The organism is Kitasatospora sp. NPDC101183, from assembly GCF_044767945.1.
Classification (GTDB): domain Bacteria; phylum Actinomycetota; class Actinomycetes; order Streptomycetales; family Streptomycetaceae; genus Kitasatospora.
This window is the reverse complement of record NZ_JBIWOW010000018.1, coordinates 102,423-119,689: the sequence shown is the minus strand read 5'-3', so window position 1 is coordinate 119,689 and position 17,267 is coordinate 102,423. Positions and strand designations below refer to the sequence as shown.

The window sequence follows — 17,267 nt, the reverse complement described above, 5'->3', positions numbered from 1 at the left end:
GGCTGACCTCGGGTGACCTCGGGGAGGGGGACGGGACTCTCCATTGTCCCCCACCCCGATCACCCGCCGGGACTACTGGGGACGCGGTGCGGCCGGAGCCTTCGGCGCAGCGGACCCGTAGCCGATGTCCAGCGAGCCCGAGCCGACGTCGGCGGTCAGGCTGTTCGGGCTGGTGGCGTCGCCCAGGGCCGGGTCGATGGTGCTGCCGCCGGAGCCGGACCGGCCGCTGATCCGGTAGTGGCTGCCCTGCGGCAGGGTCACCGACGCCGCGCCGGAGCCGGTGCTCACCTTGGCGTCCCGGGGCGCGGTGGCGAAGCCCAGGTCCACCGCGCCGGAGGCCGTGCTCACCTCGACCTTCCCCGACCTGAGGGCGGTGCCCTGGACCATGCCGGAGGACGTACGGGCGCGGACCTCGCCGGAGAGGCCGTTGAGGTAGATCGCCCCCGAGGTGCCGCCCAGGTCGACGGGGCCGGTGAGGCCCTCCAGCGTGACGCTGCCCGAGGTCACCTCGCCGGCGACCTCGGTGCCGGCCGGCACCTCCAGCTCCAGCTGGGCGCCGCAGTTGTAGAAGGGGAGCTCGCGCCGGCACCGCACGTCGAGCGTCATCACCCCGGAGGCGTCGACATCGGCCCGCACCTTCGGCTCGCTCACCGTCCAGTCCAGGTTCTTGTGCAGCACGACCCTGCCCGGCGCCCCCGCCCTGACGCTCACGCCGGAGCTGCCCGTGGACAGCTGCAGCTTGTGGACCTCGGCGGTGAAGACCCTGTCCTCCTGCCGCTGCTGCTTGGCCACCACGGCGAGGGTCTGCCCCGCGCCCATGAGCAGGACGAACAGCACGGTGACGACCCCGGTGATCCGCCAGATCCGGACGGCCCTCACGCTCCCCCCACCTCCAGGAAGCGCAGCACCGCCATCACCCGGCGGTGGTTGTCGTCGGTCGGGGGGAGGTCGAGCTTGGTGAGGATCGAGTTGATGTGCTTGGCCACCGCGCTGTCGCTGACCACCAGGGAGGCGGCGATGGCCGCGTTGGAGCGGCCCTCGGCCATCAGCGCGAGGACGTCCCGCTCGCGCGGGGTCAGCTTCTCCAGCGGGTCGTACCTGCGGCGCACCAGCAGCTGGGCGACGACCTCCGGGTCCAGCGCCGTACCGCCCGCGGCGACGCGCTGGAGCGCCTCCACGAAGTCGTCCACGTTGGCGACCCGCTGCTTGAGCAGGTAGCCGACGCCGCTGGTGTTGGTGGCCAGGAGGTCCGCCGCGTAGCGCTCCTCGACGAACTGGGAGAGCAGCAGCACGGCGACCTCCGGCCACTGGCGGCGGATGATCATCGCGGCCTTGACGCCCTCGTCGTGGAAGCCCGGGGGCATCCGGACGTCCGCGACCACCACGTTCGGCCGGTGCTCCTCGACGGCGGCCAGCAGCTCGACGGCGTCCCCCACGGCGGCGACGACCTCGAAGCCCACCGCCTCCAGGACCTTGACCAGGCCGACCCTCAGCAGGACCGAGTCCTCGGCGATCACAGCACGCACGGCAACTCCACGGTGATGGTGGTGGGGCCCCCGAGGGGGCTGAGAACGGACAGGGTGCCGTCGACGGAGGCGGCGCGCTTGCGCAGACCGGTGAGCCCGGTGCCCCGCCCGGCGTCCGCCCCGCCGACGCCGTCGTCGCTGACGACCAGGCGCAGCCGGCCGCCGATCGTCCGGACGGAGACGTCGGCGCGGCCGGCGCGGGCGTGCTTGGCCACGTTGGTGAGGGCCTCGGAGACGGTGAAGTAGGCGACGGCCTCGACGGTCGGGGCGATCCGCTCGGTGACGTCGACGTCCAGGTGTACGGGGAACGGGGCGCGGGCGGCGATGCCGGAGAGCGCGGCGTCCAGGCCCCGGTCCTCCAGGACGGCGGGGTGCAGGCCGCGGACGAGGTCGCGCAGCTCGTCGATGGCGGCCTGGGCCTCCTCGTGCGCGTCGACGATCACCTGCATGACCTCGGGCGGGGCGTCCTTGAGGGTCCGCCGGGCCAGGCCGAGGTTCATCGCGAGGGAGGTGAGGCGCTGCTGGGCGCCGTCGTGCAGGTCGCGCTCGATGCGGCGGCGCTCGGCGTCGACGGCGTCGACCAGGCCGGCCCGGCTCTCGGCGATCTCCTCGACGCGGCGCTCCAGGGCCTCGGCGCGGTCGGGGCCGAGCAGCTTCTGCGCGGCGAAGACGTCCAGCCAGGCCAGGGCGGCCGTCAGCCAGGGCGTCACCACGATCAGCACCACGCCGACCACGGTGAGCAGCACGTCCAGGCCGGCCAGGTCCTGGCGCACGCCCGCGTCGGCGGGCACCAGCCAGACCCAGGCGTACAGGGTGGTCAGCACCAGCGCGACGCCCCACAGGTAGACGACGCCCAGGGCGCCGACGGCCAGCAGCGGGCCGGCCACCAGGTGGTGGACGAGCTGACGCCAGTTCAGGCTGAGGCGCAGCGGCCCGATCCGCCAGGCGCGGGAGGCGCCGGGCGGCGGCACCTCGACGCCGTACAGGGCGCGCAGCCGGCCGCGCTGGGCGGCCGTCATCAGGCGGGCGCACACCAGCACGAGCGCGAAGGCGGGCCAGAGCGCGTCGGGCGAGACGATGCCGAGCATCATCGGCAGGGCCAGGGGTATGCCGGCGGCAGTGAACAGGGTGTCCCGCCAGACCCCGGGCGACCACGGTGGGCGCCCCAGGCTCCTGACGAGCGCTCGGCGCAGCGTGGTGGAGGTCATGGGCGACAGCGTAGAACTCGCAGATCAGGGCCCACCATGAAGGGGGGTTCCGCTCGGGGGGTGTAGCTAGATACACCCCCGATTCGGTGTGGAGCACCACCGACAACCCCCCTGGTCCGGCGGGAGCCTTGAGGGCATGACGACGACCGCATCGCACTCCGCCAACCCGCCGCACCGGCGGCCCGTCCTCGGGGGTCACGGGGGTGTCCCCGAGGACGGGCTGCGGCCTGCGCCGGGTCCGGAGGGCGCGCTGCCGGTCGGGGGCGGGCCCTGGTCGGTGCGGTCCGTGCGGCCGGGCCGGGGGCGGGCGGCGCTGGAGCTGTACCAGCACGGGGAGTTGGCCGATGTGCTGGTCGCCGCCCGGCTCACCCCGCAGCTGCTGCGGGGGGCGCGGCGCAGCCCGTCCGGCTCCGGGCGGTCCTTCCTGGCGCTGGCCTGGGGGCGGCTGCCGGCGGGCGGGCGGGCGCCGGCGGTGGAGTTCACCGGGCGGCGGCTGCTGGGCCGGGTGCGGTGCGTCGTCGGGGCCGAAGTCGCCACGGTGGGAGGGGAGTTCTGGCTGGCCTGGGCCGAGGGGCCGGTGGACGCGGTGTGGGTGCGGTGCGGGGAGGCGGCGGAACGGCTGCCGCTGGAGCGGGTGCGCGGGCCGCAGGGCGCGTCGGCGGGGGGTGCCGCATGAGCACCGCCGTCGCGTTCGGCGGGCCGGTGCCGGTCGCTTCGGGTGCCCGGCTGGCCCGGGTGCCGCTGGCCGCCGCCGTCGCCCTGGTGCCGTGGCTGCTGGTGCTCGCCGCCCGGCACGAGACGCCGTGGGTGGTGCTGGACCTCGTGGAGTTCTCCGTGCTGCTGTGGCTGGACGCGCTGGTGCGCCGGCGCAGTTCGGCCGCGTCCTGGGTGGGCGCGGCGGCGGCCCTGCTGCTGGCGGGGGACGCGCTGGCGGACATCGCCCTCGCCGGGCCGGGCCACGAGGTGCTGGCGGCGCTGGCGATGGCGGGCGGCGTGGAGCTGCCGCTGGCGGCGGTGTGCCTGGTGCTGGGAGCGCGTGACGGGTTTCAGAGCCGCTGCATCAGGGCGCGGGTCTCCTCGTCGAGCGGGGTGTAGGTGATCATGCGGGTGCCGTGGGAGGGGCTGAGCCAGAAGTTGGTGTACTCGCAGCGCAGCACGCCGAGGTCCGGGACGGCGAAGCGCTTGACGCCGTTGCCCGGCAGCATCACCTCGTGCCGCTGCCAGGCCTCGTCGAAGTCCGGGGAGGCCTTGCGCAGCCTGGTCAGCAGGACCTTCCAGACCGGTTCGGCGCCGTGGTCGGCCATGCCGGACCGGAAGCGGGCCACCATGCCGAGGCGTTCGGTGCGGTAGTCGATCAGCACCTCGCGGAAGTGGGAGGGGGTGAACGCCAGCCACATCAGGTTGCGGTTCTCGGGCGGCAGTTGTTCGAGGTCGCCGACGATGTTTGGGTACGTCCGGTTGTGCGCCAGCACGTCGTAGCGGCTGTTGATGACCACCGCCGGGTACGGCTCCATCTGCTCCATGAGCAGCCGCACGCCCGCCGTCACCGAGGAACACATCTTCACGGCCGCCGGGTCCTCCGCGCCCGCGAGGGTGAACAGGTGGGCGCGCTCGCTCGGGTCGAGCAGCAGCGCCCGGGCGACCGCGTCCAGTACCTGGGTGGAGACCTGGATGTCGCGACCCTGCTCCAGCCACGTGTACCAGGTCACCCCGACGGCGGCGAGCTGCGCGACCTCCTCGCGGCGCAGGCCCGGGGTGCGGCGGCGGCCGGTCATCGGCAGGCCGACCTGCTCGGGCGCGATGCGCTCGCGGCGGCTGCGCAGGAAGGCGGCCAGCTCGTGGCGGCGGGCCTCGCCGGGGGAGGCGGGCCGGGGCGCGGCCGTCTGCGGGTGCGTGGGGGTGGGCGTGGGGGTGGCGGTGCGGGTGTGCAGGGCCTGCGTCATGACGCTCATGCTCCCAGGATGCGGTAGCGGGGAGGCGGTTGCCAGGTACTCGTTATACCCGGATAAGAACACTCTGGTACCAGGCTACGGCGTACCGGATCGTAGGACCCGTGACCCGACAACTCGCCGCTCCCCCCACCCTCGCCCGACCCTCAGCCGCTCCCCTCCCCTCCTCGCCCTCCTCTCCCGTCGGTCCCGCGCTGGGCACCGCGGGGCTGGTGACCGTCCTGCTCGGGGCCTTCCTCCCGATGCTCGACTTCTTCATCGTCAACGTCGCCCTGCCCACCATCGACCACGACCTCGCCGCCGGGCCCGCCGTCCTGGAGCTCGTCGCCGCCGGGTACGGCATCGCCTTCGCCGTGCTGCTCGTCCTCGGCGGGCGGCTCGGCGACACGTACGGCCGCCGGAGGCTGTTCGTCGTCGGCGCCGTCGCCTTCGCGCTCACCTCCCTCGCCTGCGGCCTCGCCCCCGGCGCGTGGAGCCTCGTCGCCGCCCGGGCCGCCCAGGGCGCCTCGGCCGCGCTGCTGCTGCCGCAGGTGCTCGGCACCATCACCGCCGCCACCGAGGGCGCCCGGCGCGGGAAGGCGCTCAGCATCTACGGGGCCTGCGGCGGGATCGCCGTGGTCATCGGGCAGGTACTCGGCGGGATGCTCGTCGCCGCCGACCTGTTCGGGACGGGCTGGCGCTCCGTGTTCCTGCTGAACGTGCCGTTCGCGCTGCTCGCCCTGGTGATGGCCGTCCGGTACGTGCCGGAGAGCCGCGCCACCTCGGCGGCGAAGGTGGACGTGCCCGGGACGCTGCTGCTCACGGCCGCGCTGCTCGCCCTGCTCGTCCCGCTCATGGAGGGCCGCGCGGCCGGGTGGCCGGTGTGGTCCTGGGTGATGCTGGCGCTGTTCCCGGTGCTGGCCGCCGCGTTCGCCCTCGTCGAGCGGCGGACGGAGCGGGCCGGAGGCACGCCGCTGGTGCCGCCGTCCCTGCTGCGCATCCCGGAGATGCGGCGCGGGCTCGGGATCGCGCTGCCGTACTTCGCCGGGTTCGGCGGGTTCATGTTCGTGATCGCCGTCGTGCTGCAGCAGGGACTGCACCTGGGCGTGGTCGCGGCCGGGTGGGCGCTGGTGCCGATGGCCGTCGGCTACTTCTCCGCCTCGCTGGCCAGCCCCCGGCTGATCGGCCGCTGGGGCAGCCGGGTGCTCAGCGCGGGGGCCGTCGTCCAAGGGGCGGGCCTGGCCTCGCTCGCCGTCACCGTCCTCACCGACTGGGAGCACCTGACCCCGCTGACGATGGCGCCCGGCGTGGCCCTCGCGGGCATCGGCCAGGGGCTGATCGGCACGCCGCTGTTCCGGATCGTCCTGTCCAAGGTGCCCGCCGCCCGGGCCGGCGTCGGCAGCGGGGTGCTGGCCACCGGGCAGCAGTCCAGCCTGGCGCTGGGGGTCGCCACCCTCGGGTCGCTGTACCTGGCGCTCTCGCCGAGCCTGGGCGTGGACCGGGCGCTGGCGCTGTGCCTGGGGATCCAGTTCGTCGGGTCGGTCACGATCCTGTACCTGACGACCCGGCTGCCGCGCTCCATCGGTTGAGGGCCCGGTTCGGGCGTGTCAGGGGCCCGGGCTCGTCAGGGCGCTGTTCGTCGGGGGCGCGGTTCGGGCGTTGTCAGGGGCGCAGCGTGTCCAGCCAGTCGGCGAACACCGCGCGGACGGCGTCGGCGGCCTCCAGCTGGGGGTTGTGGCCGACGCCGTCCAGCAGCGTCAGCGCCATGCGGGGGTAGTGGTCGAGCAGCTCCAGCTGGTCGCGCCAGCCGACCAGGGCGTCCTGGCGGGTGGTGACCAGCAGGTGGCTCCCCCGGTGCGGGGGCGCGGTGTGCTCGGGCCATCGCGGCAGCAGGAACTCCGCCTCCAGTTCGGCGGCGGCCGCGCGGTCGCGCAGCCGCAGGCCGGGCAGGAGGTAGCGCTCGAAGACCTCCCAACTCGCCTTGGTGTGGCGGGCCGTGACGTACTCGAAGAGGGCGCGCTCCTCGGCGGTGGCGTCACCGACGGGCAGGCCGTCCTCGCGCTCGACCACCGCCTCGGCGGGCAGCGTACGGTCGTCGCCCCAGCGCACCACCGGGGCCAGCAGCGCCGAGCCGAGCACCTGCTCCCCGTAGCGCGCCGTCACGGCCCGGGCCAGCTGGCCGCCGAAGGACTGGCCGACGACGGCGAAGGGCCGGTCGCCCAACTCGGCGTCGATCCAGGCGAAGAGGGCCTCGGCCAGGGCCGTCGCCGTGGCGGGGCCGGCCGGGCGCGGGGTGGCGCCGTGGCCGGGGAGGTCGGGGTAGAGGCGGTGCCAGCCGGGGCGGTCGTCGAAGACCGGTTCGAGGGGCAGCAGGACGCGGTGGTCGACGGTGTAGCCGTGGACGAGGACGATCGGGGTGCCGGCGCTCGGGCCGTGGGCGTGGTGGTTCAGGTGGTTCAGGTGGTTCAGGGGAGATGCGCTCATGGACCACAGCCTTCACCTTCACATCGGTGGCAAGGTCAAGCGCGCTCTCACGTCAGCTCTCACGTCAGCTCTCAGGCCATGCTCCGGACCACGGACAGGTACTGCTGGATGGCGTCCCGGTTGCGCGTCAGGCAGTCGATGCGTCTGGACATCCGCTCGGTCTCGGACTCCAGGGTCTCCAGCATCTCCGGGGTGGCCTCGGCGAAGTGGATCGTCCGGGGCGCCTCCAGGCAGGGCAGGATCTGCTTGATGATGCGGGTCGGCAGGCCCGCGTCCAGCAGGCCCCGGATCTGCAGCACCCGGTCCACCAGGTAGTCGTCGTAGTCGCGGTAGCCGTTGGGCTCGCGGCTCGGGGCGATCAGGCCCTGCTCCTCGTAGTAGCGCAGCAGGCGCGGGGTGCTCTCCGTCATCCTCGCGAGCTCGCCGATCCGCATGTGACCACCCTCACGCCGGGGCCGGGGACCGGCCGGCTGGACCTTGCCATGGATGTCAACGATAGAGCATCGGCCCCATGCCGATTCCTGAACTCCTCGACGGCGAGCGGGCCGTGGACGCCGCAGCGCCGCCGCTCCCCTGGCCTGCCCTGCTCGCGCTCAGCACCGCCGGGTTCGTCACCCTGATGACCGAGGCCCTGCCCGCCGGAGTGCTGCCCGCCATGAGCGCCGACCTCGGCGTCGGGCAGTCCGCCGCCGGGCAGGCCGTCACCCTGTACGCCGCCGGGTCCATCGCCGCCGCGATCCCGCTGACCGCCGCCACCGCGCGGTGGCCCCGCAAGCGGCTGCTGCTGCTCGCCGTCGGCGGGTTCGCGGCGGCCAACGCCGTCACCGCCGCCTCGGGCGACTACCTGCTCACCATGGCCGCGCGATTCGCCGCCGGGCTCGTCGCCGGGCTGCTCTGGGCACTGCTCGCCGGGTACGCCCGGGCGATCGTCGCCCCGCGGCAGCGCGGGCGGGCCATGGCCGTCGCGATGGCCGGCTCGACCGTCGCCCTCTCCGTCGGGGTACCGGCGGGCACCCTGCTCGCCGGGGCCGCCGGATGGCGGGCCGCCTTCGCCCTGATGAGCGTGGCGGCGGTGGGGCTCACGGGGTGGATCGCGCTCGGCGTCCCCGCCCTGCCCGGGCAGGCGCCGGGCGGCCGACGGACGCCGCTGCGGCGGGTGCTGGGGACCCCCGGGGTGGCGGCGGTCCTGGCCGTCACGGCCGCCTTCGTGCTCGCGCACAACGTGCTCTACACGTACGTCGCCGCGCTGCTCGAACCGCTCGGGCTGGGCGGGCGGACGGACACCGTGCTGCTGGTGATCGGGCTCTCCTCGCTGGTGAGCATCCTCGCCACCGGAGCCCTGATCGACCGGCACCTGCGCGCCCTCACCCTCACCGCCTGCGCACTCCTGGCCCTCGCCGCCGCCCTCCTCGCCCTCTGCCTGCTCACCACGACGCCCTGGCCCGCCTACCTCGCCGCCGCCGTCTGGGGCCTCGGCTTCGGCGGGGCCGCCACCCTCCTCCAAACCGCCGTCGCCGACACGGCCGGCCCCGACGGCGACCTCGCGCAGTCCCTGCTCGTCACCTGCTGGAACCTCGGCATCGCCACCGCAGCCGGCGCCGGTGGCCTCCTCCTCTCCTGGGGCGGCCCCTCCACCCTGCCCTGGACGGCCCTGGCCCTCCTGGGCGTCGCCCTCGTCGCGGCAGGAGCCGGGCGGACCGGCTTCCCGGCCCCGACGGGTCGGGCGGTAGCTCGTTCGAATGACAGTGCCGCACAACCCTCGCAATCGCCGCACGATCCGGCCTAGCGTGAGTCGCATGACAGCGAGAGTGCCCGTCCAGCAACTACTGCAACATGCAGGCGAGTTGGTCGACCTCGCCGCGTCAGGCGAGCGGATCGGGATCACCCGGAACGGCCGGCTGATCGCCGTCCTGGCGCCGCCCGATCCGGAGCAGAGAGTGCTGGAGGCCCTGGTCCGCGACGGCACCGTCGCTCCGGAGAACGCTGCCACCGCTCGCGGTCTCGCCGACTGGACGCCGCCGCCGGTCGGCATCCGGCTCGACTCGGCGGCGGACGCCCTGCACGCCATGCGTGAGGAAGAGGGCCGTTGATCCGCCCGGACTCGTACACGGTCCTCAAACTCCTGGCTCCGGAGAACTGATCCGCAACCCGCGCACCTTCCTCTCCGCCTGCGGCTCCGAAGGACATGCCACCAGCGCGGCCGCTCAGGTCGAGGTCCCCCGCACGCTCATCCGCGTCGGCGCACCACAGGCGTTGATCGACGCCTCGGAGGACCTCCTCGACCGGCTGCTCCGCATCCGGCTGTCCGACCCGATCCTGCGCGCCGCCCGGCAGTTCCCCGCCCAGCACCTGCGCACGCTCGATGCCCTCCACCTCGCCAGCGCTGAGCACTTGGAACACGCGCTCACCGCCTTCGTCACCTACGACAAGCGCCTGGCCGAGGCGGCCGAGGCGCGGAGCCTGCCGGTCGTCGCCCCCGAGCCGGGCGTCTCGGCGCCGTAGGTCTACGGGGCCACGGGCAGGGTGGCGAGGTGGGTGTTGAGGCGGGTGAGGACCTGGTGGAGGACGGCCACGGAGGCGAGGGGGTCGGGGAGTTCGAGGGAGTGGTCCGCATCGGGGATCTCCAGGACCTCGTGGCCCGTCGAGGCGGCGGCCTCGCCGTTCCAGAGGCGGTCGGCGGTGCCGCCGACCAGCAGGGTCGGAGCCTCGGCCGCGCGCAGGGAGCCGACGACGCGGTCGACGGTCAGCAGCGGCGTGAGCCAGGCCGCCGGGAGGCCGCGCTCGGCGGCGAGGCCGCAGGCGAGGGAGCCCAGGGACTTGCCGAGCAGGAGTCCGCAGGCGCCGTCCTCCGCGTCGATCGCCCGGGAGACCTCGGCCTCGACCCAGGCGATCCGCTCGTCCATCGGCAGTTCGGCCAGGTTCGCCGGCACCTGCCACCACAACTCCTGGACGGTCCAGCCGTGTCGGAGCAGAACCTCACGGGCGAAGTGCAGCAGCGGCCGGGCCGGCGAGTAGCCGACCCCCGGGACGAGCAGGGCGACCCGGCCCCGGCCGGCGTCGAAGCGGGTGGGCACGGCGAGGGGCGAGTCGGTGGGCATGGGGGCCAACCTATCGGCGTGGTGGGCGTACTGACATCCTTCGGGTTCGCCCGCACCGCGCCTCGCAGAACCCAGGGGAGATGCCATGCCGTGGTTCACGCTCGAACCGTTCGAGCCGTCCTTCTTCGACACCGCCCCGCACCGCCACTCGTACACCATGGACCTCCCCGTCAGCCCCGAGGCCGTCTGGGAGGGCCTGGCCGGGCCCGCACCGCTGTCCTGGTGCCGGGGCCTGAGCAACGGGCGCTACACCTCTCCCCCGCCGCACGGCGTCGGCACCACCCGGGAGATCACCGCGCTCGGACTCCTGCACCTGCGCGAGGAGTTCGTGCTCTGGGAGGAGGGCCGACGGCACGCGTTCCAGGTGGCGGAGGCCTCGCTGCCGCTGTTCCGCCGCTTCGGCGAGGACTACCAGGTCGTCCCCACCCCGACCGGCGCCCGCTTCACCTGGACCTTCGCCTACGAGCCCGAGCCGCTGCTCAGCCGGCCCGCGCTGCTGACGGACGGGCCCGGAACGTCGTTCATGAAGAAGCTGATCGCCGACACCAAGCGGCACTTCGGCGCGGCCTGACGGGCCGCGAGGGGTGTGGGTGCGGCGTGCGACCATCGACGGGTGCGCGCACTCGAAGACCTGATCGCCGTCGACGACCCCGCCTGGCCCGTGCTCGGCCCCGCCCTCGCGGCGGCCGGAGCCGTACGGGTCCTGCCGCCCGCGGACCCGGAGGAGGGGCGGCGGTGCCTGCTGCAACTCCAGGTCAGCGCGCGGTCGACGCTGGGCGCGCTCGTGCTGCACACGGGCGGGCTGCTGGTGGACGGGGGGTGGCTGCGCGTCCTCGGCGGGGGTGGGGGTGCGGGCGGGAGCGGGGATCTTCCCGGGCTGGGGCGTGCGAACCGCTTTCCCGCAGCCGTCGATCCCGGGTGGCATCCGGCCGCCGCGCTGGTCGTCGGGTACGACGTGCTCGGCGGTGTGTTCGCGCTCAACGGCCATGACCCCGCAGCGGCGGGGCGCCCCGGGGCGCCCGGGCAGATGACGTACTTCGCGCCCGACACCCTGGCATGGGAGGCCATGGAGACCGGCCACTCCGGGTGGATCGCCTGGCTGCTGGACGACCGGCTGGATCAGTTCTACGACGGCCTGCGCCATCCGGGATGGCGCGAGGAGACGGCGGCGCTGGGCCTCGGCGAGGGCTTCACGGTGTACCCGTTCCTCTGGTCGGAGGAGGGGCAGCGCAGTGGCGCCGCCGCTTCGCGCCGCCCGGCACCGATGAGTGAACTCCTGGGCGTGGCCGGTGAGTTCGCCCGCCAGATGGGCCTCGCCGACCCGGGGTTCCTGGGCGAGCTCTGAAGCGCTGCTGCGTGGGAGGTCGGCGCGGCCGACTTTCCACGCAGCCGCAGGCGGGGGGCCTAAATCACGTTGCCCCCGGGGTGGGGAGCGGGGATGCTCCTGGGATGGAGACACCTCAGCCTGTGATCGCCCTGTCGGATGGCCTCGTGCTGCGTCGATTCGAAGACGGGGAGGCGGATCTGCCCGAGTTCTACCAGGTGATCGAGGAGTCCCTGGAACACCTGCGGCCCTGGATGCCGTGGGTGGCGGAGCACGGGCCGGAGACGACGCGGGAGTTCGTCGCCGGGCGGGCCGAGCGGTGGGAGAGCGGGCAGGAGTACACGTACGCCGTCACACTGGACGGGGCGATCGTCGGCGTCTGCGGGCTGTTCCGGCGGGAGGACACCCCGGAGGACGGGCGGGAGATCGGGTACTGGCTGCACCCGTCGGCGACCGGCCGGGGGCTGATGACCAGGACCGTCCGCGCCGTCGTCGAGGAGGCCTTCCGGCTGCCCGGGGTCGCGTACGTCGAGGTGGTGCACGACACCGCCAACCACGCGAGCGGGGCCGTCCCCGAGCGGCTCGGGTTCGCCGTCCACAGGACCAGGGTCGGCGAGCCGCTCGCCCCGGCCGAGACCGGCGAGGACCGCATCTGGCGGCTGACCAGGTGAGGACGGAGTTCCGCTGCGCCGCCTGCGGCGGGCTGCTCGCCGCCGGGCTGGAGGCGCTGCCGAACGTACCGCCCCGCCACGTGTTCGACGGCGAGCCCGTGGACGGGAGGCGGCAGGCCGCGCCGACCGTGCCGCGCGGGCACTACGCCGTCGACCCCGAGCCGCACGGCCCGCCGTTCGTCCCGGCCGAGGACCAGGACGGGTTCCCGCCCGCGTACCCCGGCGGCCCCTGCATCAGCGGCCCCGACGGTGAGGTCCTCGTCTCGGCGGGCGTGCGCGGCACCTTCGTCCTCCACCCCCTGGACGCCCCCGCCCTGCTGCCGCACCCGACGCCGCCCGGCTCCCCGATCGGCTGCTGCGGCGCCCCCGGCGACGGCCCGCCGGACCGGGCCTGCCCGTGCGGGGCGGTGGTCGGCAGCGAGATCTCGGACTGCTACACGCCGTACGAGCTGCATCTGCTGCCCGGCGCGGTGCTGCTCGGCGCGCGCTAGGCGGCCAGGCGGGCGATCTCGGCCGCGACGGCGGCCGGTTCGGCGGCGGCCGTCACGTGGGCGACGCCGTCCAGGCCAGGGTGGGTGCCGACGCGGACGGAGTGGGCCGCGTTGCGGAGCAGGTCGAGGTCGTTGACGTCGTTGCCGAACGCGTTGTACCGCTCGATGCCGAGCGAGCGCAGGGCCTCCCACTTGTTGGTGGTGCCCGGGGCGAAGTCGACGATCGCCTCGTCGAGGTGGTGGTTGACGGTCATCCCGAGCCTGCGGCCGGCCTCGGCGAGGCCCGCGAGGTCGGTGGCGTCGACGACGAGGAACTTCACGACGGCGGGGAGTTCGGCGAGCTCGACCCGGCGGGCGAGGCCGCCCTGGTCGACGCGGTCGAGGATCGGGTGGCCGACGGGCCCGGTGTAGGCGTAGTCCCAGGGGCCGTCCGCGAGGTAGCCCGCCCGGAAGCGGTCGGCCTCGGCCAGCAGCCCGCCGAGGGCGGCGGGGTCGAAGGCGGCGCGGGCCCGGACCTGGCCGTCGACGGAGACGAGGCTGCCGTTGCCGCCGATCAGGGTGGCGGCCGGGAAGGCGCCGTCGAGGACGGGCAGCAGGTCGCGGACGGGCCGGGCGGAGGCGAAGACCAGCCGGTGGCCCGCGCGTTCGCAGGCCCCGATGGCGGCGAGGATCCGCCCGTCGATCGTCCGGCCGTCGAAGCAGAGCGCGCCGTCGACGTCGAAGACCGTGGTGGTGGCGCTGGGGGTGGTCACGGCGACGATCGTACCGATACGTCCCATTCGCCATCGTCGAGGGCCGTCGCGTCGCTCAAGTCCTCGACGCGCATCGGCCGTTGGCCGTGGAAGACGACCGCGAGGCCGTACGGGTCGCAGATCGGCAGGTTCCCCTCGGCGAAGCGGAGGTGCCACTCGTCGTCGGCGTAGAAGTTGAGCTGCGGGGAGTCCAGCTCGACGGAGGCCGGAGCGGTGGCGAGGCCGAAGAAGGCCGGGTCGGCCGCCAGCGCCGCACGGACGAAGTCCAGGCCGGCCTCCAGGTGCTGGTCGAGGCACCCGAGGACGGAGGCGATCAGCGGCAGGTCCGCCCGGTCGAGGTCGTCGGCCGCGTCGAGGAGGATGTTCGTCTCGACGGGAGCGCCGAAGAGCGCGCTCACCGGCGGCTCCGCCACCGTCCGGACCGTCGTCCCGTCGGGCCCGGGAACGAGGAGCAGTCGACCGATGCCGCTGCGGAAGTCGTACGAGGACACGGCGTCACGTTATCCCGGGCGCCTCACCACTCGCCGACCCGGGCCGCTTCGTGGATGATGGACGGACCAACGCACAGGGGAGGCTCGGCCCATGGGGATCGTCCTGGTGTTCGCCGTCGCAATGGTCGGTGCCGTCGTCGGCACGGCGGTGTTCCTGGCGCATCGGGACCGGTCGCGGTCGCGGGTGGACGGCGGCTGGGAGGGTGCGCTGATCGAGCGGCGGCAGACGGCGGAGGCCGCGCGGATGCGGGCGGTGTACGCGAGCGTGTCCGTCCACGAGAACGCCCTCGGCAACGAGGTGCTGTACAGCCGCGGTTGAGGGCGGGCCGGGCCGGTTGTCGGTGCCGGGTGACAGGCTGCGCCCATGAGTTACGACCTTGCCGTCTGGGAGGGCGAGCGCCCCGCCGATGACGCCGCCGCGGGCCTGCGCTTCGAGGAGCTGTACGCCGAGTACGTCGAGTCGGACGGGCCCGGCGCGCCCCCGACCGAGCGGATCGCCGCCTACGTCGCCGCGCTGCTGAAGCGGTGGCCCGATCTCGACGAGGACGAGGACGACACCTCGCCCTGGTCGAGCAGCCCGCTGATCGGGGAGGCGAGCGGCCCGTTCCTCTACTTCCCGATGCGCTGGAGCATGGCGGTGGAGGCCGCCGTCTTCGCGGCGGAGACGGCGCGGTCCATGGGCCTGACCTGCTACGACCCGCAGTCGCAGTGCCTCATAACCTGATGATCATCGCGGTACCCCTCCGCTAACCTCTGCCGGATGACAATTCCTCATGAGGTGGCGGGCGAAGGCCCCGCAGTGGTGCTGCTGCACTCGTCGGTGTGCGACCGGCGGATGTGGGACGGGCAGTGGCGGGCCCTGGTCGAGGCCGGGTACCGGGTGGTGCGGCTCGACTTCCGGGGGTTCGGCGAGTCGCCGATGGCGGACGCCCCGTACAGCGACGCCGGGGACGTGCTGGACCTCCTCGACCACCTGGGCGTCGGGAGCACCGCGCTGGTCGGCGCCTCGTACGGCGGCAAGGTCGCGCTGGAGGTGGCGGCCTCGCGGCCCGGGGCCGTGACGGCGCTGGCGCTGCTGGCCGCCGGGATGCCGGGGCACGCGCACAGCGCGGAGCTGCGGGCGTTCGGCGCCCGGGAGGACGAGTTGCTGGAGGCGGGCGACGTCGCGGGCGCGGTGGAGCTGAACGTCGAGGCGTGGCTCGGCCCGGAGGCCGGCGAGGAGGCCCGGGCGCGGGTACGGGAGATGCAGCGGCACGCCTTCGAGGTGCAGTTGGCCGCGACGGAGTTCTTCCGCAGCAGCCCGGAGGTCGACCTCGGGCGGGTCACCGCCCGCTGCCTCGCCGTGGCCGGGGCGCACGACTTCGCGGACTTCCGCGAGATCGCGGCCGCCCTGTCCGGGCGGATCGCCGGGCCCGCCCGGCACCTGGAGCTGGAGTGGGCCGGGCACCTGCCGGGCCTGGAGCGGCCGGAGGCCGTCACCCGGCTGCTGCTGGACTTCCTCGGCGAGTGACCGGACGGGGAGCGCCCCGGGCGGGGACGACCTACGCCCGGGCGTGGTCGGCCAGGTACTCGGCGAGGCTCGGCAGGGCGCTCCACAGCTGGTCGAAGTGGGCGGTGAAGTAGCTCATGAAGGTCCGGTCCTCGACGCTGAAGCCGTTGAGCTTCTGGCGGGCGTGGCCGGAGAAGGCGAGGAAGACGACGCTGTCGTCGATCAGCGCCATGTTGAGGCCGTCGGCGGCGGCCGTCCAACGCTGCACGCGGGCCTCGTAGTTGTTGATGCCGCCGGTGGCCTCGTGGTGCTTCCGGGCCCAGGCCAGCATGTCGGCCTGCGGGACGCCGTCGCGCTCGGGGATGCCGATGATGCGGCGGACGCTGCGCTCGTCCTCGCTCTCCGCGGCGGCCCAGACGAGGACCTCGCGGAAGTACTCGACGGAGGCCGGGGTGGTCAGCGCCGTCGGCGGGGACTGCCGGGTGTAGGTGAGCCGGATGTCCGCGCGGGCCAGGCGGACGCGTTCGGTGGCCGCGGCGTAGAACTCGGGGTTGTTCCGGTACCAGTGGGCGGACAGTTCGGCGGCCCCGGCGAGGTGCTCCACGATCGGGAGGACGGGGGCGGGCGCGGGCGCGTCCTCCTCGGGCTCCGGCGGCCCCGCCGGCTCGGCGGACGTGGCGCAGCCGAGGCGCAGGGTGGTCAGGTGGCCGCGCGCGTCCCGCCAGCGCGGGCGCCACGCCTCCGGCGTCTCGCCGCAGGCCTCGGCCAGGGCGGCCATCTGCTCCCAGCTGGGGAACCGCTTGCCGTTCAGCAGCGCGGACACCGTGGTGCGGCCCCACCGCATCCGCTCGGCGAGGTCCTGGAGCGTGGGCTCGCCGCCGCGGGTCCAGAGCTTGCGCAGCTCGGCGGCGAACCTCAGCTGCGGCGCCGGGATCGGTTCGTACGGCTTCGACATGACTTCCCTCGGGACGGGCGCGGACGGCGGCGGGAATCGGCGGGCGTCGACGGGCAGCGGCGGAACCACTGCCCCGATTGTCCGTCAACGACGGCTCTGATCACGGGAGTTCCGTCGTTCGTCGGCGAATGCCGCCCGCGCCCGACCTGTTCCGTGGGCGTTCGCGTTTCGTTGAAGCCCGCCGGGCCCGCTCGCAGACTCGAAGTGGCCGGAGGGACCGGCCGGTCGGGCGGGAGGAGAGCCCCATGTGATCCACCGGTAGACGTCGCATCCATCGATCACGCCGTGCCGGGCGCCGCCCGGCACGGCTCCCGACCACCAGTGAGGAAGACACCGTGTTCGTCGACATCACCCTGAACCCGCCGCGGGCGCAGCTGCTGTTCGTGGCCGTGCTCGTGCTCGGCACCGTGCTGGTGCTGAGCGGCCGCCTCCCGGCGGAGACCCTGTGGGCCGGTCTCGCCGCCCCGCTGGCGCGCCTGGCCACCGGCGGCCGGGCCCGCAGCCGGAGCGCCCGCGGCGGGAGGGCCGCCCGATGACGGGGCCCGCCGAGAGGTCCTGCCCCTCCTGCGGGGCGCCCGCCCCGTTCGACGGCCCCCGCACGGCCCCGGTCGTCCACTGCTCGGGCGCCCTGGAGGTCCGCGAGGAGTGGACCTGCCGACACTGCCGCGCCCGTACCGCCACCGAGGTCACCGAGCCCCGCCCCTCCTGCCTCCCGGGCCCGCCCGGAGGCTGTCGCTGAACCCCACGGCCCCGGGGGGGGCCCCCCCCCCCGGCGGGGGGGGGCCGGGGGGGGGGGCGGCCGGCGGGCGCGGGGGGCTGTGGGCGGGGGGGGGCGGGCGGGTAGAACTTT

General features: G+C 74.6%; 25 protein-coding genes. 15 read left to right on the top strand and 10 right to left on the bottom strand.

What is annotated here, in order from left to right:
- Positions 1–72 precede the first annotated feature (72 nt).
- Genes ACIRRS_RS25370 through ACIRRS_RS25360 form a run of 3 tightly spaced genes read right to left on the bottom strand, consistent with a single transcriptional unit; the run spans position 73 to position 2,734 of the window.
- Positions 73–879: a DUF4097 family beta strand repeat-containing protein gene (locus ACIRRS_RS25370; RefSeq protein WP_402974945.1), complete on the bottom strand. Its 807-nt coding sequence runs from the start codon at positions 877–879 to the stop codon at positions 73–75.
- Positions 876–1,526 carry a response regulator gene (locus ACIRRS_RS25365; protein WP_402974942.1) on the bottom strand — a complete coding sequence of 217 codons (651 nt, stop codon included), beginning with the start codon at positions 1,524–1,526 and terminating at the stop codon, positions 876–878. Before ACIRRS_RS25365 ends, ACIRRS_RS25370 begins: the two co-directional genes overlap by 4 nt.
- Positions 1,514–2,734, bottom strand: coding sequence for a histidine kinase (locus ACIRRS_RS25360; RefSeq protein ID WP_402974939.1), 1,221 nt, complete (start codon positions 2,732–2,734; stop codon positions 1,514–1,516). The genes ACIRRS_RS25365 and ACIRRS_RS25360 overlap by 13 nt, the downstream gene beginning before the upstream one ends.
- Positions 2,735–2,870: 136 nt before the next feature.
- Between ACIRRS_RS25360 and ACIRRS_RS25355 the strand changes: the two genes are divergently transcribed.
- Positions 2,871–3,410 carry a hypothetical protein gene (locus tag ACIRRS_RS25355; RefSeq protein ID WP_402974937.1) on the top strand — a complete coding sequence of 180 codons (540 nt, stop codon included), beginning with the start codon at positions 2,871–2,873 and terminating at the stop codon, positions 3,408–3,410.
- A complete protein-coding gene (locus tag ACIRRS_RS25350; RefSeq protein ID WP_402974934.1) occupies positions 3,407–3,829 on the top strand; it encodes a hypothetical protein in 423 nt (140 codons plus the stop codon). Before ACIRRS_RS25355 ends, ACIRRS_RS25350 begins: the two co-directional genes overlap by 4 nt.
- Here ACIRRS_RS25350 and ACIRRS_RS25345 read toward each other — a convergent pair.
- Positions 3,781–4,677 carry a helix-turn-helix transcriptional regulator gene (locus ACIRRS_RS25345; protein ID WP_402975081.1) on the bottom strand — a complete coding sequence of 299 codons (897 nt, stop codon included), beginning with the start codon at positions 4,675–4,677 and terminating at the stop codon, positions 3,781–3,783. The two genes, ACIRRS_RS25350 and ACIRRS_RS25345, sit on opposite strands and share 49 nt — an antisense overlap.
- Positions 4,678–4,787: 110 nt before the next feature.
- Between ACIRRS_RS25345 and ACIRRS_RS25340 the strand changes: the two genes are divergently transcribed.
- Positions 4,788–6,251, top strand: a complete 1,464-nt coding sequence (locus ACIRRS_RS25340) for an MFS transporter (protein ID WP_402974931.1) — start codon at positions 4,788–4,790, stop codon at positions 6,249–6,251.
- 73 nt (positions 6,252–6,324) lie between these two features.
- Here the strand turns inward: ACIRRS_RS25340 and ACIRRS_RS25335 are convergent, their stop codons facing one another.
- Positions 6,325–7,146, bottom strand: coding sequence for an alpha/beta fold hydrolase (locus ACIRRS_RS25335; RefSeq protein WP_402974929.1), 822 nt, complete (start codon positions 7,144–7,146; stop codon positions 6,325–6,327).
- A 71-nt stretch (positions 7,147–7,217) separates the two neighbouring features.
- A complete protein-coding gene (locus ACIRRS_RS25330) occupies positions 7,218–7,580 on the bottom strand; it encodes a MerR family transcriptional regulator (protein WP_402974926.1) in 363 nt (120 codons plus the stop codon).
- A 77-nt stretch (positions 7,581–7,657) separates the two neighbouring features.
- On the opposite strand from ACIRRS_RS25330, the gene ACIRRS_RS25325 reads away from it, so the two are divergent.
- From ACIRRS_RS25325 to ACIRRS_RS25315, 3 genes are read left to right on the top strand one after another with little or no spacing between them, the layout of a single operon-like run.
- The gene (locus ACIRRS_RS25325) at positions 7,658–8,932 is read left to right on the top strand and encodes an MFS transporter (protein WP_402974923.1); all 1,275 of its coding nucleotides are present in this window, start codon (positions 7,658–7,660) and stop codon (positions 8,930–8,932) included.
- 10 nt (positions 8,933–8,942) lie between these two features.
- Entirely contained in the window at positions 8,943–9,236 is a 294-nt protein-coding gene (locus ACIRRS_RS25320; protein WP_402974921.1) for a type II toxin-antitoxin system Phd/YefM family antitoxin, read from the top strand.
- Entirely contained in the window at positions 9,217–9,648 is a 432-nt protein-coding gene (locus ACIRRS_RS25315) for a type II toxin-antitoxin system VapC family toxin (protein WP_402974918.1), read from the top strand. Before ACIRRS_RS25320 ends, ACIRRS_RS25315 begins: the two co-directional genes overlap by 20 nt.
- A 2-nt stretch (positions 9,649–9,650) precedes the next feature.
- Here the strand turns inward: ACIRRS_RS25315 and ACIRRS_RS25310 are convergent, their stop codons facing one another.
- Positions 9,651–10,244 carry an alpha/beta hydrolase gene (locus tag ACIRRS_RS25310; protein WP_402974916.1) on the bottom strand — a complete coding sequence of 198 codons (594 nt, stop codon included), beginning with the start codon at positions 10,242–10,244 and terminating at the stop codon, positions 9,651–9,653.
- 85 nt (positions 10,245–10,329) lie between these two features.
- Here ACIRRS_RS25310 and ACIRRS_RS25305 point away from each other — a divergent pair, with 85 nt between their 5' ends.
- The 4 genes from ACIRRS_RS25305 to ACIRRS_RS25290 all read left to right on the top strand — a co-directional run bounded on the left by ACIRRS_RS25305 (position 10,330) and on the right by ACIRRS_RS25290 (position 12,730).
- Entirely contained in the window at positions 10,330–10,815 is a 486-nt protein-coding gene (locus ACIRRS_RS25305; RefSeq protein WP_402974913.1) for an SRPBCC family protein, read from the top strand.
- Positions 10,816–10,857: 42 nt separating this feature from the next.
- A complete protein-coding gene (locus ACIRRS_RS25300; protein WP_402974910.1) occupies positions 10,858–11,589 on the top strand; it encodes a DUF2625 family protein in 732 nt (243 codons plus the stop codon).
- Positions 11,590–11,735: 146 nt separating this feature from the next.
- Positions 11,736–12,239 carry a GNAT family N-acetyltransferase gene (locus ACIRRS_RS25295; protein WP_402974907.1) on the top strand — a complete coding sequence of 168 codons (504 nt, stop codon included), beginning with the start codon at positions 11,736–11,738 and terminating at the stop codon, positions 12,237–12,239.
- Positions 12,236–12,730 carry a hypothetical protein gene (locus tag ACIRRS_RS25290; RefSeq protein WP_402974905.1) on the top strand — a complete coding sequence of 165 codons (495 nt, stop codon included), beginning with the start codon at positions 12,236–12,238 and terminating at the stop codon, positions 12,728–12,730. Before ACIRRS_RS25295 ends, ACIRRS_RS25290 begins: the two co-directional genes overlap by 4 nt.
- Here ACIRRS_RS25290 and ACIRRS_RS25285 read toward each other — a convergent pair.
- Together ACIRRS_RS25285 and ACIRRS_RS25280 are read right to left on the bottom strand one after the other, a co-directional pair.
- The gene (locus ACIRRS_RS25285) at positions 12,727–13,482 is read right to left on the bottom strand and encodes an HAD hydrolase family protein (protein ID WP_402974903.1); all 756 of its coding nucleotides are present in this window, start codon (positions 13,480–13,482) and stop codon (positions 12,727–12,729) included. The genes ACIRRS_RS25290 and ACIRRS_RS25285 overlap by 4 nt on opposite strands.
- Entirely contained in the window at positions 13,479–13,973 is a 495-nt protein-coding gene (locus tag ACIRRS_RS25280; protein WP_402974901.1) for a hypothetical protein, read from the bottom strand. The genes ACIRRS_RS25285 and ACIRRS_RS25280 overlap by 4 nt, the downstream gene beginning before the upstream one ends.
- Before the next feature lie 91 nt (positions 13,974–14,064).
- Here ACIRRS_RS25280 and ACIRRS_RS25275 point away from each other — a divergent pair, with 91 nt between their 5' ends.
- From ACIRRS_RS25275 to ACIRRS_RS25265, 3 genes are read left to right on the top strand one after another with little or no spacing between them, the layout of a single operon-like run.
- Positions 14,065–14,292: a hypothetical protein gene (locus ACIRRS_RS25275; RefSeq protein WP_402974899.1), complete on the top strand. Its 228-nt coding sequence runs from the start codon at positions 14,065–14,067 to the stop codon at positions 14,290–14,292.
- Between the two features lie 45 nt (positions 14,293–14,337).
- Positions 14,338–14,697 carry a hypothetical protein gene (locus ACIRRS_RS25270; RefSeq protein WP_402974896.1) on the top strand — a complete coding sequence of 120 codons (360 nt, stop codon included), beginning with the start codon at positions 14,338–14,340 and terminating at the stop codon, positions 14,695–14,697.
- A 36-nt stretch (positions 14,698–14,733) separates the two neighbouring features.
- Complete coding sequence (locus tag ACIRRS_RS25265; protein WP_402974893.1) at positions 14,734–15,483, top strand: alpha/beta fold hydrolase; 750 nt, start codon at positions 14,734–14,736, stop codon at positions 15,481–15,483.
- 31 nt (positions 15,484–15,514) lie between these two features.
- Here ACIRRS_RS25265 and ACIRRS_RS25260 read toward each other — a convergent pair whose 3' ends face one another.
- Positions 15,515–16,417: a helix-turn-helix domain-containing protein gene (locus tag ACIRRS_RS25260; protein WP_402974890.1), complete on the bottom strand. Its 903-nt coding sequence runs from the start codon at positions 16,415–16,417 to the stop codon at positions 15,515–15,517.
- A 335-nt stretch (positions 16,418–16,752) separates the two neighbouring features.
- Here ACIRRS_RS25260 and ACIRRS_RS25255 point away from each other — a divergent pair, with 335 nt between their 5' ends.
- Positions 16,753–16,953, top strand: a complete 201-nt coding sequence (locus tag ACIRRS_RS25255; RefSeq protein ID WP_402974887.1) for a hypothetical protein — start codon at positions 16,753–16,755, stop codon at positions 16,951–16,953.
- Complete coding sequence (locus ACIRRS_RS25250) at positions 16,950–17,156, top strand: hypothetical protein (protein ID WP_402974885.1); 207 nt, start codon at positions 16,950–16,952, stop codon at positions 17,154–17,156. Before ACIRRS_RS25255 ends, ACIRRS_RS25250 begins: the two co-directional genes overlap by 4 nt.
- The last annotated feature ends 111 nt before the right edge of the window (positions 17,157–17,267 follow it).

Excerpts from the sequence above, each read along its gene's own strand:
- ACIRRS_RS25270 (WP_402974896.1), top strand. The coding sequence starts at position 14,338 with ATGAGTTACGACCTTGCCGTCTGGGAGGGCGAGCGCCCCGCCGATGAC.
- ACIRRS_RS25265 (WP_402974893.1), top strand. The coding sequence starts at position 14,734 with ATGACAATTCCTCATGAGGTGGCGGGCGAAGGCCCCGCAGTGGTGCTG.
- ACIRRS_RS25360 (WP_402974939.1), bottom strand. The coding sequence starts at position 2,734 with ATGACCTCCACCACGCTGCGCCGAGCGCTCGTCAGGAGCCTGGGGCGC.
- ACIRRS_RS25345 (WP_402975081.1), bottom strand. The coding sequence starts at position 4,677 with ATGACGCAGGCCCTGCACACCCGCACCGCCACCCCCACGCCCACCCCC.
- ACIRRS_RS25275 (WP_402974899.1), top strand. The coding sequence starts at position 14,065 with ATGGGGATCGTCCTGGTGTTCGCCGTCGCAATGGTCGGTGCCGTCGTC.
- ACIRRS_RS25330 (WP_402974926.1), bottom strand. The coding sequence starts at position 7,580 with ATGCGGATCGGCGAGCTCGCGAGGATGACGGAGAGCACCCCGCGCCTG.
- ACIRRS_RS25335 (WP_402974929.1), bottom strand. The coding sequence starts at position 7,146 with ATGAGCGCATCTCCCCTGAACCACCTGAACCACCTGAACCACCACGCC.
- ACIRRS_RS25355 (WP_402974937.1), top strand. The coding sequence starts at position 2,871 with ATGACGACGACCGCATCGCACTCCGCCAACCCGCCGCACCGGCGGCCC.
- ACIRRS_RS25260 (WP_402974890.1), bottom strand. The coding sequence starts at position 16,417 with ATGTCGAAGCCGTACGAACCGATCCCGGCGCCGCAGCTGAGGTTCGCC.
- ACIRRS_RS25350 (WP_402974934.1), top strand. The coding sequence starts at position 3,407 with ATGAGCACCGCCGTCGCGTTCGGCGGGCCGGTGCCGGTCGCTTCGGGT.
- ACIRRS_RS25320 (WP_402974921.1), top strand. The coding sequence starts at position 8,943 with ATGACAGCGAGAGTGCCCGTCCAGCAACTACTGCAACATGCAGGCGAG.
- ACIRRS_RS25250 (WP_402974885.1), top strand. The coding sequence starts at position 16,950 with ATGACGGGGCCCGCCGAGAGGTCCTGCCCCTCCTGCGGGGCGCCCGCC.
- ACIRRS_RS25325 (WP_402974923.1), top strand. The coding sequence starts at position 7,658 with ATGCCGATTCCTGAACTCCTCGACGGCGAGCGGGCCGTGGACGCCGCA.
- ACIRRS_RS25310 (WP_402974916.1), bottom strand. The coding sequence starts at position 10,244 with ATGCCCACCGACTCGCCCCTCGCCGTGCCCACCCGCTTCGACGCCGGC.
- ACIRRS_RS25305 (WP_402974913.1), top strand. The coding sequence starts at position 10,330 with ATGCCGTGGTTCACGCTCGAACCGTTCGAGCCGTCCTTCTTCGACACC.